The organism is Martinezella sp. CNPSo 3890, assembly GCF_057784455.1.
In genome coordinates this window covers 107,654-123,262 of sequence record NZ_JBXSOR010000001.1, presented here as the reverse complement: position 1 = coordinate 123,262, position 15,609 = coordinate 107,654, and the positions used below count along the sequence as shown (strand labels likewise).

Here is a 15,609-nt window from a genome sequence, read left to right as displayed (position 1 = left end):
GCCAACGTGTGCTGGCGCTTCCTATTAACGGAAGAGCGACAGGATCTGCTGGGTCGAGGAGTTGGCGATCGACAGGGACTGAACAGCCAGCTGCTGCTGCGTCTGCAGAGCGGACAGCTTGCTCGATTCTTCTTCCATGTCGGCGTCAACCAGCTTGCCAACGCCCGACTGGATCGAGTCGGAGAGCGAGGAAGCGAAGCTCGTCTGCAGGTCGATACGGCTGGAGATGGAGCCGAGCTTCGAACCCAGGCTGGTGAGCGAGTTCAGAGCGGTCTGAACCATGTTGAGCGCGCTGGAGATCTGGCCGCCCGTCATGTTGGTGATGTCGAGGCTGAAGACCGAAGCGCCGACGGTGCTGTCCTGCGTGCCGAGGATGCCCGAAGCCGTGTCGATCGTGCCGGCTGCATTGGCGCCGAACAGAACGTTGCCGGTTGCGCCGGTGTTGAAGGCATAGGAGGTCGAGCTGACCGAAACGGTGCCGTTGGTGCCGCGGATGAACGAGGAAACAACCGAAGCCGAGTCGTTGTTTGCGGCCATGACCCAGTTTTCGCCGTTGAACGAAGCCGACTGGGCAACGCTCTGAAGCTGCTGCTGCAGCTGCGTGATTTCTTCCTGAACAGACTTCTTGTCGACCGACGGTTCCATCGCGGTTGCAAGCTTGTCCTTGATCTGGCCGACGACGTCGATCGCGCTGGTGACGGCCGTCGATGCGGTGTCAACCTTGGCAGCGCCGAGGCCGAGAGCGTCGGAAACGGCGCCGATGGCGCTGTTGTCGGACTTCATGCTCGTGGCGATCGACCAGTAGGCAGCGTTGTCGGAAGCCTTGGAGATGCGCAGGCCAGAAGAAACGGCGTTCTGCGTGTCCTGCAGGTTCGAGCCGATGGTACGCAGCGTCTGGAGAGCAGCCATTGCGGCGTTGTTGGTAAGAATGCTCGTCATGATATTTGCCCCTTTGGCAGTGGTTGAATAAGGGACATTCCGGACCTAAAACCGGTAACGGCATTCAGCATCATGCCTATTAACCAAATTCGTTAAGGTTAACTCGCCGCTTCGATGGTCCTAAGAAACAGCAATATAGTTAAGAAAAGCTGAACCGCGTTTGGCCAAAAAATATAAAAAAAAACCGCGCCTTAGATAGGCGCGGTTAACTTGTTGTTTAGGATTTTCGACCAACGCGCAGCGTTGGCGCTTCCTATTAACGGAAGAGCGACAGGATCGACTGGGTCGAGGAGTTGGCGATCGACAGGGACTGGATGGCCAGCTGCTGCTGCGTCTGCAGAGCGGACAGCTTGCTCGATTCTTCTTCCATGTCGGCGTCAACCAGCTTGCCAACGCCCGACTGGATCGAGTCGGAGAGCGAGGAAGCGAAGCTCGTCTGCAGGTCGATACGGCTGGAGATGGAGCCAAGCTTCGAACCCAGGCTGGTCATGGAGTTCAGAGCGGTCTGAACCATGTTGAGCGCGCTGGAGATCTGGCCAGACGTCATCTTGCTGATGTCGAGGCTGAAGACCGAAGCGTTGACGGTGGTGTCCTTCGTGCCGAGGATGCCCGAAGTCGTGTCGATCGTACCGTTGTTCGCACCGAACAGAACGTTGCCGGTTGCGCCGGTGTTGAAGGCGTAAGAGGTCGTGCTGACCGAAACGGTGCCGTTGGTGCCGCGGATGAACGAGGAAACAACCGAAGCCGAGCCGTTGTTTGCGGCCATGACCCAGTTTTCGCCGTTGAACGAAGCCGACTGGGCAACGCTCTGAAGCTGCTGCTGCAGCTGGCCGATTTCTTCCTGAACGGACTTCTTGTCGACCGAGCCTTCCATGGCGGTTGCAAGCTTGTCCTTGATCTGGCCGACGATGTCGATCGCGCTGGTGACGGCCGTCGATGCGGTGTCAACCTTGGCGGCACCGAGGCCGAGAGCGTCGGAAACGGCGCCGATGGCGCTGTTATCGGACTTCATGCTCGTGGCGATCGACCAGTAGGCAGCGTTGTCGGAAGCCTTGGAGATGCGCAGGCCGGAAGAAACAGCCTGCTGCGTGTTCTGCAGGTTGCCGCTGATATTCTGCAGCGTCTGGAGGGCGGCCATTGCGGAATTGTTGGTGATAATGCTGGTCATAGGAGTGTCCCCTGGAAACTGGATACAAAAGGAGGACATACCGGACTGGAAATACCGGCGATGACGGAGCAGCTTCATGCCCCTCGATCCATTTTCCTAGAGGACCAAACCCGTCATGTCGCGAGAAAGTTCGCATCCATTGCTTGCCAATTTCTTAAATCCGGGACCAGTGGACACCGCCTCTCTGGAACGTGGCTAAGAATCCGTAAAGGCAATTTCGACCGGTGCTTCGGTTTCAGGCAAGCTCCGTGAGGGATCATGAAGCGAATCCATGATGCCGGCCCTCGCCCTTCGGCGGGAGCCAGTCAACATATCGCTCGGAGTTCTCGCTCGTGAATACGAAAAATGCCTTTGTGACAGCGTCCGGCTTCTACCAGAAGGGCCAATATACACGCGCACTCGAAACGCTGAACGAGCTGCTGAACATCGACAGATCGCCCAAGACCTATGCGCTGCTGGCAAAGACGCTGCTGAAACTCGGCTTCCGATCGGATGCGGCAAGCGCCTACGAGCTAGCCGGCCGGCAAAAGCCACAGCGCGACGACTATCTTCGGGAAGCTCTGCTGCTGCACGGCGACTGCGGCAACGACGATCAGGCTCTCGCGATCGGAAGCCTGATCCTGCCCCTGGCATTCAAGGATCCGGACCTTGCCTTCGTCCTCAGCCGCATCTTTCTCGCCCGTCAGCAAAAGGATTTGCTGGCGGGCTTCAAGACGGTGCTGGTTGAAGGACCGGAACTCAAACATCGCCAGATGGCCGCAAGGCTGCTGACCGACGATCTCTATGACGAAAGCAACCGGCACATCGTCACGACCCTGTTCAAGAAGCATCCCGACCATGTCATTTTCCGCGCGCTCTACCTGATCTTCGCGCGCGAGGTGTCCGATCTGGCCGCCGTCGAAAAACATATGGCCCCGGTCCTGGCATCGCTTGCACAGGGCAAGCTCGAGCATATCATTCCGGACAATCCCTTCTTCCATCTCCATTGGTGCGGCGACGAGGCGCTTAACAAGCTCGCGGTCCACGACACCGATCCATTGCCGGCGGGGCATGCGGAAGCCCGCCGCAAGCTGTCGCACACATGGAGCGGCAAGATCCGCATCGGCTATCTCTCCTCCGATTTCTGGCCGGGACACGCGACGATGAAGTTGATGCAGCGCGTCCTCGAGCTTCACGACAAGGATCGGTTCGAAATCACCCTTTTCGACCACTCGGAGACGGCTCACCAGAAAGAGGAGGCTTTCGACTATTCGGCACTGGGGACGACGGTCGACATTCGCGGCCTTTCCAACCAGGCTGCAGCAGAAGCGATCCGTGCCCGCGGAATCGACATTCTCGTCGATCTCAAGGGGCATACAAAGGGAAGTCGCGCTTTCATCCTCAACTACATGCCCGCTCCGATCCATGTCGCCTGGCTGGGCTTTCCCGGGACGACCGTCAACATCGACCTCGACTACATCATCGGCGACCATTACGTCCTGCCGGATCAGTCGAAGGCGCATTTCTACGAAAAATATTGTCGCCTGCCCGAATGCTATCAGCCGAACGATCCGCTCAACCGCCCGAAGCCGCGGCCGACAACGCGTGCGGAGCACGGGCTGCCCGAGGACGCTTTCGTTTACGCTTCCTTCAACGGCAACCGCAAGATCACGCCGCAGATGGTCGACGTATGGTGCAATATTCTCAAGCGCAGCAAGAACAGCGTGCTCTGGCTGCTGTGTAACGGCCCTCGCGCGGAGGCCAATATCTGGTCGCGCCTGGAAGCCCGCGGCGTCAACCGCAAGCGGGTCATCTTTACCAGCCGCATTCGCTACGAGGACCATATCGACCGCCAGCAGCTTGCCGATCTCGGCCTCGATACCTTCCCCGTCAACGGCCATACGACGACCTCGGAACAGCTCTGGGGCGGCCTGCCGGTTCTCACCATCAAGGGCACCAATTTCGCTTCGCGCGTCAGTGAAAGCCTGCTGAATGCCATCGGCCTGCCGGAGCTGGTGGCCGACGACGTCCAGGCCTATGAAGACATGGCGGTGCAGCTCGCCGGCCAGCCTGAGCGGATTGCCCAATTCAAGGAAACGCTGGCGGCCAATCGTTACATCAAGCCGCTCTTCGATGCCGAACGCTTCACGCATCATCTGGAAACGGCCTTTGAGATGATGGCAGCGCGGGCCAAGCAGGGGCTTGCACCCGATCACATGGACGTGCCGGCACTGCCGGCGCGCGCGGAACCCTTCATGGAAGACGACCGGAATTCGGCGGCAATCGCGGCCGAATAAGTTTCAGCGATCATCGCGGCAAAAGCTCCGGTGATCGCCTTCCGCTCATAACATCAGTGGAAAGAGCGGACCAGGCTGCCGACCAGAAGGTTCCAGCCGTCGATCAGCACGAAAAAGAGAATCTTGAACGGCAGAGAGATCGAGGTTGGCGGCAGCATCATCATGCCCATCGCCATGACGATGGTCGAAACGATCAGGTCGATGACCAGAAACGGCAGGACCACAAGGAAGCCGATTTCGAAGCCTCGGCGAATTTCCGAGATCATGAAGGCCGGGATCAGCACGCGATAATCGATCTTGTTGTCGACCACCGTCGTCTGACCGCGTTCCTGTGCGAGGTCGACGAAAAGCTTCAGGTCCTTGTCGCGCGTATTGTTGGACATGAAGGTGCGGAAGGGCTCGGCGATGCGCTGCACGGCATCTCCTTCCGAAATCTGATTGGCGAGCAGCGGCTGCACGCCGTCCTTCCAGGCCTGATCGAAGGTCGGCGACATGACGTAGAAGGTCATGAAAAGGGCGAGGCTCAGCAGGATCATGTTCGACGGCGTCGTCGCAAGGCCCATGCCGGTGCGCAGGATCGAAAAGGCGATGATGAAGCGCGGAAAGCTCGTCACCATGATCAGGATACCCGGCGCGATCGACAAGATCGTCAGAAGCCCGAAGGTACGGATGATCCAGGCGGCAACCGAGCCGTTGACCGGCGCGTTCAGAAGATCGGTCGGAAGCTGCTGCGACAATTGCTGCGCCGCCGCCAGCTCAGGCGACAAGACAGCAATCACGAATATAAATAGAGCAAGTGCTGGTCGACTCATTCGATCACGAAAGTTCTGAAGATAACTTTCGATACTCGTCCTTCCGAGCGCAGGTCAACACGCTCCTGAATGTCATCCCTAAGATATTGCAGGCCCCGTGCACCTTCGATCTGCTGCAAGGAAACCGTGCGAATATAAGCCAGGATATCCTGATGGATCGCCTGAGCGAGCTGTGCGTCCGATGGCCCCTTGAAAACCAGCGCAAGCTCCAGCCTGATCCAGCTCTGCGAGGGATAAGCCAGATTGGTGGTGATCGGATCGAGCGCAACGATTCCGTTTGCCTGGGCGGCTGCCGCAGCCTGCTTGCTGTCGCCGCCGGCCTTTGCAATCGCCTGCACGGCCGCAGTGGCTTCCTTGATCCGCGGCGCCACCATGGTTCCCAGGACCCAGCCGCCGCCGCCGCCGAGCACGGTCAGCACCAGTAGCCCGACGATCATCATGATCATCGGCGATCCCTTGCCCTTTGCCGGTTCGTCTGCGGCTGCTGCCATATTCCCTATCCGTCCACTGTCAAATCAGAGCGGCGAGAGCAGGTCGACGGCCTGCTGCCCCCTCGGCGGCTGCTGTATTTCCGTCAGGCGGCCACGGCCGCCGTAGGAGATGCGCGCCTCGGCGATCTTGTCGTAGGAAATGGTATTCTCGGAGGTGACGTCTTGCGGCCGGACGATGCCGGCGACGTTGAGAATGCGGATTTCCTGGTTCATGCGCACTTCCTGCGAACCGCTGATCATCAGGTTGCCGTTTTCGAGAATACCCGTCACGACAGCTGCGACCAGAAGGTTGATCTGCTCGGAACGCTGCATCTTGCCTTTGCTGTCGGTGCTGGTGTCAGAGCCCGAAGTCGCGTCAGCATTGGTGCTTGGCTGCCAGCCAAAGATCTTGGCGGTGATGTTCCAGTTCATATCGCTCTTGTTCGTGCGATTGCGATTGGTCTCGTTATCCCAATTCGCCTTGTCATTGATCTGGATCGTAACAGTCAGGATGTCGCCGACATTGAGTGCACGCGCATCCTTGAACAGGGCGGCCTGCGAATCATTCCAGAGCGAATAGCCCTGCGCGACTTGATGGGGCCGCTTCGGATACTGCGACATCTGCGGCGTCTGCGCATATTGCAGGCCGCTGCCGATCGGACTCATGGCAGGCGCCCTGCCGATTTCCTTGAGGGCCTGCGACTGGCAACCGGCGAGGAAGACGACGATTGCGCAGGCGGCCGTAAGACGCGTGTTCATGAGGGGTCCTTCGACTTCGATGTATTCGGGTCGGATGCGCTGGCGATGATATTGGTGATCATGGCCGCCTTCTTCGCATCCATTTCCGCCAGGATCAGGCTCGACTGGCGCGCGGAAAGCTTCATGATGATGGCTGCGGCAGTTACGGTCCTGACATCGTTGAGGCTTGCCGCTGCGGCATCCGGCTTCATGTTCTTGTAGATATCGACCAGGCCGAGATCGGCCGTCTTGAGGAAGTCGTCGCGCTTTTTCAGCCAATCCTCATATTCGGCCTTGCGCTTGTCCATGATGGCAATGCGCTGATCGACATCCGCCTGCAGCTTTTCCAATTCCTGCTTTTGCAGCAGATAGCGCTGGTCTCGGGCCGGATCGGCGATATTGGTGCAGAACTGGCGGATCTCGTCCTGGCTCGAAGCTGGATCGGCGACCGGCTTCGGCGCCTCTTGCGCCGCGGCCGTCGTCAGCGACAACAGCGCGGCGAGGCTGCCGGTGATCAGCATTTTTCTGGCAATCGAGGTCGAGATCATTGCAATACGAGCTCCGCTTGCAGGGCGCCGGCCGACTTGATGCCTTGCAGGATGGCGATGATGCCGTCCGGCTTGACGCCGATATTGTTGAGGCCGGAGACCAGCGTCTTCAGGTCAGGCCCTTCCAGCACGGCCACGCGGCCGCCGCTCTTGGTGGCAGTGATATCGGTCTGATCCTGGATCGCCGTCTGGCCGTCCGAGAAGGGTTCCGGCTGGATCACCTGCGGGTTCTCGCTCACCTGCACGGTCAGCGTTCCGTAGCTGACGGCGACCGGCGAGACGCGGACATCGGCACCGATGACGATCGTTCCGGTGCGCTCGTTGATGACGACCTTGGCCGGCGTATCGGTCTGAACGTTGAGATTTTCGATGTCGGCCATCAGCCGCGTCAGATCCGCCATCTTCGGCTTGGCGATCGTCACCTCCTGCGAATCCTTGGCTTCTGCGATCGGCGCACCGAAACGCGAGGTCGCCCAGGTATTGACCGTATCGGCGATGCGAATCGAGGTGGAGAAGTCCGGATTGCGCAGTTGCAGGACCAGGTTAACGGAATCCTTGAAGCGCGACGGCAGTTCGCGCTCGATGATGGCGCCGCCGGGCACGCGGCCAGCCGTCGTGACACCTTCGGTCACCGTGGCGGCGGCGCCCTGCGCCTGGAAACCGGATACGATGACCGAGCCCTGCGCCACGGCATAGATCTGCCCGTCGGCGCCGCTCAGAGAAGTCATGATCAGCGTGCCGCCGCGCAGCGACGTCGCATCGCCGAGCGAGCTGACCGTCACGTCGATGCGACTGCCCGGGCTTGCAAAGGGCGGCAGGTTCGCCGTCACCATGACGGCGGCGGTGTTCTTGGCGGCAGACTGGCCACCCTGCGTCGAGATGCCGAGGTTCTGCAGCATCGCGCGCATAGACTGTTCGGTGAATGGCGAGGACCGCAGACCGTCGCCGGTCCCCTGGAGACCGACGATCAGGCCGTAGCCGATCAGCTGATTGTCGCGGCCGGATTGCAGCGAGGCAATATCCTTGATGCGCGATTGCATCGCGAGAGCCGGATCGGCCGCGATCAGGCTCGGCAATGCGAACAGGATTGCGAGTAGTTGACGAAGCCGTTTCATTTCGCGACCACGCGGATCGTACCGTTTTGCAGGACCGTGCCGTTGACGATGATGCCGGAGTCCATGTTGCGGGCGCGGACGTTATCGCCGACGGCGCCATCATCCAGCGGCGTGCCGGCCGCCGTGATCGTCATGGTACCCATGCTCATCACCAGACGGACATTGGAGCCGCGCGTTACCGCATAGGGCTGGCGCAGCGCGGAGATGGAAATCGTGCGGCCGGGAAGAAGCGTGCGCTTCGACACCAGACCGATGACCTCGCGAAGCCGCTTGGCATAGTCGCCGCTCAGGTTTGGATTGGTGACCTCGACCTCTTCGAGCTGGCCGCTGCTGATGATATCGCCCGGATAGATCGTCTCGGTCGGCACCACGGCAGTTCCGAGGCTGGAGCCGTCGGCACTCATTGCGCCGGCCGGCGCAGCCGATGCGAATACGACGGAGAGGCTCGCTGCGGCGAACCATGCCATTGCCAAGCTTTTCATCCGGCGAAACCTCATGTTCGGCCCGTCCCTCTTGCTACTTCAGGTTCTTGCTGACGATCTGCGCCATTTCGTCGGCCGTCGTGATGACCTTCGAATTCATCTCGTAGGCGCGTTGCGCAGTGATCAGATCGGTGATTTCCTTGACGGGATCGACATTCGACGATTCCAGATAATTTTGCTTCAGATAGGCAAAGCCGTTCTGGTTCGGATCGGAGACGACGGGATCGCCGGAGGCAGGCGTCTGCGTAAAGAGGTTGCTGCCCATCGGCTGCAGGCCGGCTTCATTGACGAAATTGGCGATCTGCAGCTGGCCGAGTACAGTCGGCGTGGTCGCCGTGCCGATGATCGCCGACACCTGGCCGGATTGGCTGATGGTGAGGCTGCTGGCATTGTTCGGGATCGTGATGCCAGGCTCCAATACGTTGCCATCGGGAGTGACGATCTGGCCGGTGTCGCTCTTGTTGAAGGAGCCGGCGCGGGTATATGCGGTCGTGCCGTCGGGCATCTGGATCTGGAACCAGCCGCGACCGACGAGGGCTACGTCGAGCTCGTTCTGGGTCTGCGACAGCTCGCCCTGCACCTGGATGTTGCGCACGGCTACGGTCTGAACGCCGAGGCCGATGTTGGCGCCTTCCGGCACGACTGCCTGGTTCGGCCTGTTGGCGATGCCCTTGGCGCGCTCGGTCTGGTAGAGAAGGTCGGAAAACTCGGCGCGCGAGCGCTTGTAACCCGTCGTATTGATGTTCGCGATGTTGTTCGCGATCACTTCGAGATTGGTCTGCTGGGCGTCCATGCCCGTCGCGGCAATTGCGAGCGCTCTCATGCTTTCGTCCTTCGAGCCAGGGCGGAATCTTCGAAACCGCGAAGCGGCCTGCGAACAACTCACGCCAAATCAATTAATTAGAGCGGGAACCCCCGCGCTAGATCTGCATCTTCGTAATATCGAGGAACGCCGAGACCACCTTGTCGCGCAGTGCGATCGCGGTCTGCAGGGTCTGATCGGCCTGCATGACCTTGTCGACGACTTCGCGGGTACTCATCGTGCCCTTGATGCCGGCGAAGGAGGCGTTTTCGGCGTCCTTCAGCGAGTTGATGGAATCCTTCGCGACATTCGACATGACCGACGCGAAGCTCATTCCGGCATCCGCGCCCGCAGCGACGGCCGGCGAGGCATTCAGGGCGCTGGAAGCGGCGGAGGTCAGATCCGTGGCGATGCTGCCGAGGCCGCGGGTCGCCGAAAGAGAGGCTACATTCTTAACCGAGTCGATCATTGGTTCTTCAGCAAATCAATAGTGGAGGAAATGAGATCACGGGCCTGTCTGACCGTCTGCAGATTGGCCTCGTAGGAACGATTGGCCTCCCGCATATCGGCCATCTCGACGAGAATGTTGACGTTGGGCATCTTGACGTAGCCCTTTTGATCGGCGGCCGGATTACTGGGATCGTATTCTTCGACGAATTTGCCCGTGTCCTCGCCGAGCTTCTTGACGCCGACCGTGGTGACGCCGTTGGCGCGATCCATCTCGGCGCCGAAGGTCACGGTCTTGCGCCGATAGGGATCGGCACCCGGCGTATCGCCCGTCGAACGGGCGTTGGCGATATTTTCGGAGACAATACGCAGACGAGTCGATTGAGCCTCCAGGCCGGAGCCCGCAATCTTCAATGCGGCTGATAAAGGGTCCATGACATCTTCACTTCATCTATTGTTTTACGGTCATCAACATCATGCGATGAAAGGAGCCGACGAGAGCGGTGTTCAAGCTGTACTGGCGCTTGATTTCACCGGCCTTGGCGAGCTCGTCTTCCAGGCCGACGGTGTTACCCGACTCCTGGACACCAATTTCCTGATTGAGCGGCGCTTCCTCCACGTTGACGTTGCCGCTCGTGCTGAATTCGCTGCCCGAAAGATGCGCAGGATTGGTCCGGACCATGCCGACGTTCTGGTTGTCCAGAACGGCCTGGAACGGCGTGACATCCTTGGCGTGAAACTTCGGCGTATTGGCATTGGCGATATTGCCGGCAACAACCTGCTGACGTACCTGGAGCCACTCGGCTTGCCGCGAGGCCAGGTCAAAGAGCTGAATGGGTTGCATGGGCTTCTCTCCGTTCTTACACTGTGAATCTAGCGGGATAATCTTGCGTGGGACTTGCGAGAAATGCGTTCCTGTAAAGTCTTCGAAGTGCCTGAAATCCAGGCGATTCCGGCTTTTCCTCAATTGTTGCCGTAGACATCGCCCGTCGAGGTGACGATGACCCATTTTCCCTCTCGCTGTTCGATCGAGGCCAACCGGCTGTTGTCGGGCAAAAGCGATCCGACGCGCACGACATACATGCCGGTGTCGTCCTCGATCAGCGCGCGGCCATTGGCGACATGCAGCAGCTGGAAGGCGGACTTGCCAGGGAACGGCTGCTGATCGGCCGGCGGCCCCTTGTCGTCCTCACGGCCGGCATTGCTGACCGTCGCCGTCGTCAGCGGATCGGGAATCAAATCTTTCGGCTCGGAGGGATTCTTGTTCACCATGGCGAGCGGCGACACGCTGACGATGGTGCGGCCAGGCCAGTTCGGAAGATCGCGGGTGCGATCGCCTTCGGCCACCTGAATGCCGAATTTGTCCGGGTTCAGAAAGACGTACCAGGGGAAGAAGGCAGAGGCACCGGCAAGCGCCAGTCCAGTAAAGGCCAGAGCCTTGTCCGTAACGGTTCGCCTTCTCGCCGATTTCGGCGGGGCGACCGGTTCGTCAGCGTCGGATTCTTTCACTTCTGGTCCCTTTTTAGGCATGACATTCGGCGATATCCGGCAGATTGCGGACAAGGAAAAATCGAGGTAGTGCTGTGCCCAACCATCACTTGGCTCTGGCGGGGACACCGCTCGAAGCGTTTCTGAGAGCCGTCGCAAGATCGGTGAAGGCATCCACCGACGGCTCTTCACCCGGGGTCTGCTTCAGTATGTCGTAGATGATCGGTACCTGACGCACGGCGATGTCGAGATCGGCGTCGCTGCCCTGGCGATAGCCGCCGATCAGGCGCAGATCGCGCGTCTCCTCGTAGCGGTGCACCAGCGCCTTCAGGCGGGACACCAGTTTTTCCTGATCGGAAGTCCAGGCCTTGCGGGCAAGACGCGATACGGATGCCAATGGATCGATCGGCGGGTAACGCCCTTCTTCGGCAAGGCTGCGCTGCAGGACGATGTGACCGTCGAGAATGCCGCGGGTGGAATCGGCGATCGGATCGTTGTGGTTGTCGCCATCGACGAGGATGGAGATGATCGCGGTGATGGTGCCGGTGCCTTCCGGTCCGGGGCCTGCCCGCTCGAGAAGGCGCGGCAATTCGGTGAAGACGGACGCTGGATATCCGCGTGCGATCGGCGGCTCGCCGGAGGCAGTGGCCACTTCGCGGATGGCATGGGCGAAACGGGTGACGCTGTCGACGATCAGGAGAACGTTGTCGCCCTTGTCGCGGAAATGTTCGGCGATTGTGATGGCCGAAAGCGGCGCCATCTTGCGCAGCATCGGGCTCTCGTCGCTGGTCGCAACGACGGCGACCGACTTCTGCATGTGGGAACCGAGCGTATCCTCGATAAACTCACGCACTTCGCGGCCGCGTTCGCCGACGAGCGCAATCACCACCTTGTCGAAGGCTTCGGCCCTCGCCAGCATCGACAGCAGCGTCGACTTGCCGACGCCGGAGCCGGCAAAGATGCCGAGGCGTTGTCCCAGGCAGAGCGGCGAGAAGATATCGATGGCACGCACGCCGGTCTTGAAGCCGGTTTCGACGCGCTTTCGCGTCATCGAAGGCGGAGCCGTATTGGAGATTGGGCGTGCTTCCAGACCCGTTGTCAGCGGCCCCAACCCATCGATCGGCTCGCCGAGCGAGTTGATCGTGCGGCCGCACCAGCTGTCATCGGGTGCGATACGGAAGGCGCCCTTGCGGATGATGGTATCCTGGATGCCGATCGGCTCGCCGGGTTCGATCGGACAGACATAGGTGAGATCCGGTTCGACGCGGACGACCTCGCCGAGGTGGATGCCCGTCTGCGACCGATGCGCAACGAAATCGCCGAGACGCACCTGCCTGGAAAGGCCGGCAACCGTATAGTGTCCGGCAGCGATGGTGCGCACATGACCACCATGGGCCACGGCATTCTCCGCCATCGCATATTGGCCCGCCAGAAGGGCCATATGCGAAAGCTTCGGCGATATTGCGCCCTCCGGCAACCGATCCTCGACCATGACAAGCCCTCTTTACTGGCTGCCGCCGAGGGTCTTGATGGCATCGGTGAGCGTGCCTTCACTGCTGCTGGTGAGCGTGCTGATATTGTCGAAGGCGCGGCTGACCTCGATCAGATTGGTCATTTCCCGCATGCCGTTGACGTTGGAATTTTCGAGATAGCCCTGGGCGATGCCGATGTTCGAGCGGTCGATGACCGCCTGTGGCGCATCGGTCGGCAGGATGCCGCTGTTTTCATAGCGCAGGAAGCCCTTGCTGACATCGGCACTATAGAGACCGATCTGGCCCATGCTGCGGCCGTTCTGCATGATGGTCCCGTTCGACGCGACGCTCGGCGGACCGCCGGCGGGGTCGAGCTGGATCGGCGCACCGCCGGGATCGAGGACCGGGAAGCCGCGCGTCGAAACCAGCGCGCCGCTTTCAGTCATGGTGAAGCGGCCGTCGCGTGTCAGCACCAGGCCGGCCGGCGTGTTCATGCCGAAATAGGCATCGCCCTTGACAGCGAAATCAAAGAGATTGCCGGTGTTCTGAAGTTCGCCATTGTCAGTGGAGAGATAGTCGTTGCCTTGCGAGACGAAGGCGACCTTGGCGTTGAGCTTGTTTTGCGTGTTGCTGAGGACCTGATCGAACTTGACCTCGGTACCACGGAAGCCCGTCGTATTCACGTTGGCCAAATTGTCGGCGATCGTCGTCAGACGCCGCTCGAGCGCCATCTGGGACGACAGCGCGACATAAATACCAGACTGCATTTTCAACGCCCTCCGGACATTGGAGAATAACGGGAAAGGAAACGCCGCCGGCGCTCCTACATTTCGTTAGCGGGGCATGGATGCCCTTACCCGCCATCCTGCAGGGCTTGGCTTGTGCGAAGCTGACAAGGCAAAAAGGATGTTCGGAGACCCATCGAACAGCCTCACGCAAGGCAGGTCCCCTAGTTCATCGTATGAAGCAACGTTCAGGTGTGGACCGACGATGAATATTATTATCGGATTTGTAGTGACCTGCGGCTGCATCATAGGCAGCTTCATGGCTATGGGCGGAGACGTAGGCGCGCTGTTCCAGCCCTTCGAATTTGTCATTATCGCAGGCGCCGGTCTCGGCGGCTTCATCATGGCCAATCCGATGAAGGTAGTGAAGGATTCGGGCAAGGCGCTCGGAGAGGCCTTCCGCCATGCGGTTCCCAAGGAGCGCGACTACCTCGACACGCTCGGCGTGCTCTATGCCCTGATGCGCGATCTGCGCACCAAGTCGCGCAATGAGATCGAAGCCCATATCGACAATCCCGACGAATCGACGATCTTCAAGGCCGCTCCGACGGTTCTGAAGAACAAGGATCTGACCGCCTTCATCTGCGACTATGTCCGCCTCATCATCATCGGCAACGCCCGCTCGCACGAGATCGAGGCGCTGATGGACGAAGAGCTCGACACGATGCAGCACGACAAGATGAAGCCCTATCATTCGATCACGATCATGGGCGATTCCTTCCCGGCGATCGGTATCGTCGCCGCCGTTCTCGGCGTCATCAAGGCGATGAGCCACATCAACGAATCACCGGAAGTGCTCGGCCACCTCATCGGCTCGGCGCTGGTCGGCACCTTCCTCGGCATCATCCTGTCCTATTCCGTCTGCGCACCGCTGGTTTCCCAGATCAAAGTCGTGCGCAACAAGCAGCATCGCCTCTACGTCATCGTGAAGCAGACGCTGCTTGCCTACATGAACGGATCGGTGCCGCAGGTCGCACTCGAATACGGCCGCAAGACCATCTCTTCCTATGAGCGCCCCTCGATCGACGCCGTCGAGCAGGAAATGATGAACCCCGGCGGTGAAAGCAAGGCAGCCTGACGATCATGAGCCAGCAATCCGCGCATAGGGCACAGACGATGGACCGCACCCTTTTTGCCAAGCTCACCGGCAATCTCGGCGATCAGGCAACACTTGCGAAACTCGGCACCGCCTTCGCCCAGGTTTATGCCGAATTCCTGCCCGACATCATCAAGACCGAGACAGGCCTGGATATCAACGTCGCCTATGCCGGCTGCCAGTCTGGCTCGATGAACGAGCTGATCGCCAAGCTGGGCGGCAACCACGCACTGGTCAACGGTTCGCTGCGCAACTGGGCCCCGAACTTCATCCTCGGCTGCGGCGCCGGCTTCATCATGACGCTGATGGAGCATATGCTTGGCGCGCGCGCCGAAGATATGGAAGCGCCGGTCGCGCGCCCGCTTTCGGTGATCGAACTCGATCTTTCCGTCATGGTGTTCGAAAAGATCGCCAAAGTGCTTCGCTCGGCGGTGAATGCTGCCGGCGGTTTCGAGCCCTACCTCGATCCGCCCTACAATATCGAGGATCGCCCGGTTGCCATCGGTGACAACGGTAACGACTTTGCCGCTGCGATCACGATGACGATCTCGCTCGGCAAATCGATTTCCCATATCGTCATCATCGTACCGCAACGGGATCTGCTGCGCACCGTCGTCAGCACGCCTCGCGCCAAGAACCCGACCGCCGCTTCCCAGGCATGGTCGGAGCAGCTCAGCGAGCAGGTCCGCCGCTCGCAGGTGACGCTTGAGGCGCGAATTCGGCTCGAATCGCTGACGCTCGACACCATTTCCAAGCTTGCGGTTGGCGATATCATTCCTTTCATGGACACGGGCGATGTCCGCGTCGAAGTCAGCGCCAACAGCAAAGACCTTTACATCTGCGAATTCGGCCGCTCTGGCGAAAATTATACGGTGCGCGTCAAGGACAACGTCAATTCCGACGACGAGCTTCTCAGACACTTGATGAATTGATCGGCTGGCGCGTGGCCCCGCACACGGCAGCTTGAGGCA

Annotated in this window: 18 protein-coding genes; 3 read left to right on the top strand and 15 right to left on the bottom strand. The window is 60.0% G+C overall.

Going from position 1 to position 15,609, the window contains the following annotated elements:
- Window positions 1–24: 24 nt before the first annotated feature.
- Window positions 25–939 carry a flagellin N-terminal helical domain-containing protein gene (locus tag AC13RC_RS00615; protein ID WP_113406422.1) on the bottom strand — a complete coding sequence of 305 codons (915 nt, stop codon included), beginning with the start codon at window positions 937–939 and terminating at the stop codon, window positions 25–27.
- Between the two features lie 256 nt (window positions 940–1,195).
- Window positions 1,196–2,107: a flagellin N-terminal helical domain-containing protein gene (locus AC13RC_RS00610; protein WP_488556197.1), complete on the bottom strand. Its 912-nt coding sequence runs from the start codon at window positions 2,105–2,107 to the stop codon at window positions 1,196–1,198.
- A gap of 332 nt (window positions 2,108–2,439) precedes the next feature.
- On the opposite strand from AC13RC_RS00610, the gene AC13RC_RS00605 reads away from it, so the two are divergent.
- Entirely contained in the window at window positions 2,440–4,383 is a 1,944-nt protein-coding gene (locus AC13RC_RS00605) for an O-linked N-acetylglucosamine transferase, SPINDLY family protein (RefSeq protein WP_488556196.1), read from the top strand.
- A 53-nt stretch (window positions 4,384–4,436) separates the two neighbouring features.
- On the opposite strand, the gene fliP is transcribed toward AC13RC_RS00605, so the two are convergent.
- The 13 genes from fliP to flgF all read right to left on the bottom strand — a co-directional run bounded on the left by fliP (window position 4,437) and on the right by flgF (window position 13,524).
- Window positions 4,437–5,195, bottom strand: coding sequence for a flagellar type III secretion system pore protein FliP (gene fliP / locus AC13RC_RS00600; RefSeq protein ID WP_162746368.1), 759 nt, complete (start codon window positions 5,193–5,195; stop codon window positions 4,437–4,439).
- The gene (locus AC13RC_RS00595; RefSeq protein ID WP_113351209.1) at window positions 5,192–5,686 is read right to left on the bottom strand and encodes a flagellar basal body-associated FliL family protein; all 495 of its coding nucleotides are present in this window, start codon (window positions 5,684–5,686) and stop codon (window positions 5,192–5,194) included. Before AC13RC_RS00595 ends, fliP begins: the two co-directional genes overlap by 4 nt.
- 24 nt (window positions 5,687–5,710) lie before the next feature.
- The gene (gene flgH / locus AC13RC_RS00590; RefSeq protein WP_092709116.1) at window positions 5,711–6,424 is read right to left on the bottom strand and encodes a flagellar basal body L-ring protein FlgH; all 714 of its coding nucleotides are present in this window, start codon (window positions 6,422–6,424) and stop codon (window positions 5,711–5,713) included.
- Complete coding sequence (locus tag AC13RC_RS00585; RefSeq protein ID WP_488556195.1) at window positions 6,421–6,951, bottom strand: MotE family protein; 531 nt, start codon at window positions 6,949–6,951, stop codon at window positions 6,421–6,423. The genes flgH and AC13RC_RS00585 overlap by 4 nt, the downstream gene beginning before the upstream one ends.
- Entirely contained in the window at window positions 6,948–8,066 is a 1,119-nt protein-coding gene (locus tag AC13RC_RS00580) for a flagellar basal body P-ring protein FlgI (RefSeq protein WP_069611314.1), read from the bottom strand. The genes AC13RC_RS00585 and AC13RC_RS00580 overlap by 4 nt, the downstream gene beginning before the upstream one ends.
- Window positions 8,063–8,548, bottom strand: coding sequence for a flagellar basal body P-ring formation chaperone FlgA (gene flgA / locus AC13RC_RS00575; RefSeq protein WP_488556194.1), 486 nt, complete (start codon window positions 8,546–8,548; stop codon window positions 8,063–8,065). Before flgA ends, AC13RC_RS00580 begins: the two co-directional genes overlap by 4 nt.
- Before the next feature lie 34 nt (window positions 8,549–8,582).
- Window positions 8,583–9,371, bottom strand: a complete 789-nt coding sequence (gene flgG, locus AC13RC_RS00570) for a flagellar basal-body rod protein FlgG (RefSeq protein ID WP_092709105.1) — start codon at window positions 9,369–9,371, stop codon at window positions 8,583–8,585.
- Between the two features lie 97 nt (window positions 9,372–9,468).
- Window positions 9,469–9,819: a flagellar hook-basal body complex protein FliE gene (gene fliE / locus AC13RC_RS00565; RefSeq protein ID WP_113332081.1), complete on the bottom strand. Its 351-nt coding sequence runs from the start codon at window positions 9,817–9,819 to the stop codon at window positions 9,469–9,471.
- Window positions 9,816–10,232, bottom strand: a complete 417-nt coding sequence (gene flgC / locus AC13RC_RS00560) for a flagellar basal body rod protein FlgC (protein ID WP_069611310.1) — start codon at window positions 10,230–10,232, stop codon at window positions 9,816–9,818. The genes fliE and flgC overlap by 4 nt, the downstream gene beginning before the upstream one ends.
- Before the next feature lie 16 nt (window positions 10,233–10,248).
- Complete coding sequence (gene flgB / locus AC13RC_RS00555; RefSeq protein ID WP_069611309.1) at window positions 10,249–10,641, bottom strand: flagellar basal body rod protein FlgB; 393 nt, start codon at window positions 10,639–10,641, stop codon at window positions 10,249–10,251.
- Window positions 10,642–10,760: 119 nt separating this feature from the next.
- Entirely contained in the window at window positions 10,761–11,306 is a 546-nt protein-coding gene (locus tag AC13RC_RS00550; protein WP_113351210.1) for a flagellar protein, read from the bottom strand.
- Window positions 11,307–11,391: 85 nt separating this feature from the next.
- Window positions 11,392–12,777, bottom strand: coding sequence for a flagellar protein export ATPase FliI (fliI, locus tag AC13RC_RS00545; protein ID WP_145633335.1), 1,386 nt, complete (start codon window positions 12,775–12,777; stop codon window positions 11,392–11,394).
- Window positions 12,778–12,789: 12 nt separating this feature from the next.
- A complete protein-coding gene (flgF, locus tag AC13RC_RS00540; RefSeq protein WP_113332078.1) occupies window positions 12,790–13,524 on the bottom strand; it encodes a flagellar basal-body rod protein FlgF in 735 nt (244 codons plus the stop codon).
- Between the two features lie 223 nt (window positions 13,525–13,747).
- On the opposite strand from flgF, the gene motA reads away from it, so the two are divergent.
- Both motA and AC13RC_RS00530 read left to right on the top strand, forming a co-directional pair.
- Window positions 13,748–14,620: a flagellar motor stator protein MotA gene (motA, locus tag AC13RC_RS00535; protein ID WP_069611305.1), complete on the top strand. Its 873-nt coding sequence runs from the start codon at window positions 13,748–13,750 to the stop codon at window positions 14,618–14,620.
- Between the two features lie 2 nt (window positions 14,621–14,622).
- Complete coding sequence (locus AC13RC_RS00530; protein ID WP_488556731.1) at window positions 14,623–15,570, top strand: FliM/FliN family flagellar motor switch protein; 948 nt, start codon at window positions 14,623–14,625, stop codon at window positions 15,568–15,570.
- The last annotated feature ends 39 nt before the right edge of the window (window positions 15,571–15,609 follow it).

Bases quoted from the DNA above. Each gene is read 5' to 3' on its own strand.
- AC13RC_RS00615 (WP_113406422.1), bottom strand. From the start codon at position 939: ATGACGAGCATTCTTACCAACAACGCCGCAATGGCTGCTCTCCAGACG.
- AC13RC_RS00610 (WP_488556197.1), bottom strand. From the start codon at position 2,107: ATGACCAGCATTATCACCAACAATTCCGCAATGGCCGCCCTCCAGACG.
- fliP (WP_162746368.1), bottom strand. From the start codon at position 5,195: ATGAGTCGACCAGCACTTGCTCTATTTATATTCGTGATTGCTGTCTTG.
- AC13RC_RS00595 (WP_113351209.1), bottom strand. From the start codon at position 5,686: ATGGCAGCAGCCGCAGACGAACCGGCAAAGGGCAAGGGATCGCCGATG.
- flgH (WP_092709116.1), bottom strand. From the start codon at position 6,424: ATGAACACGCGTCTTACGGCCGCCTGCGCAATCGTCGTCTTCCTCGCC.
- AC13RC_RS00585 (WP_488556195.1), bottom strand. From the start codon at position 6,951: ATGATCTCGACCTCGATTGCCAGAAAAATGCTGATCACCGGCAGCCTC.
- AC13RC_RS00580 (WP_069611314.1), bottom strand. From the start codon at position 8,066: ATGAAACGGCTTCGTCAACTACTCGCAATCCTGTTCGCATTGCCGAGC.
- flgA (WP_488556194.1), bottom strand. From the start codon at position 8,548: ATGAAAAGCTTGGCAATGGCATGGTTCGCCGCAGCGAGCCTCTCCGTC.
- flgG (WP_092709105.1), bottom strand. From the start codon at position 9,371: ATGAGAGCGCTCGCAATTGCCGCGACGGGCATGGACGCCCAGCAGACC.
- fliE (WP_113332081.1), bottom strand. From the start codon at position 9,819: ATGATCGACTCGGTTAAGAATGTAGCCTCTCTTTCGGCGACCCGCGGC.
- flgC (WP_069611310.1), bottom strand. From the start codon at position 10,232: ATGGACCCTTTATCAGCCGCATTGAAGATTGCGGGCTCCGGCCTGGAG.
- flgB (WP_069611309.1), bottom strand. From the start codon at position 10,641: ATGCAACCCATTCAGCTCTTTGACCTGGCCTCGCGGCAAGCCGAGTGG.
- fliI (WP_145633335.1), bottom strand. From the start codon at position 12,777: ATGGTCGAGGATCGGTTGCCGGAGGGCGCAATATCGCCGAAGCTTTCG.
- flgF (WP_113332078.1), bottom strand. From the start codon at position 13,524: ATGCAGTCTGGTATTTATGTCGCGCTGTCGTCCCAGATGGCGCTCGAG.
- motA (WP_069611305.1), top strand. From the start codon at position 13,748: ATGAATATTATTATCGGATTTGTAGTGACCTGCGGCTGCATCATAGGC.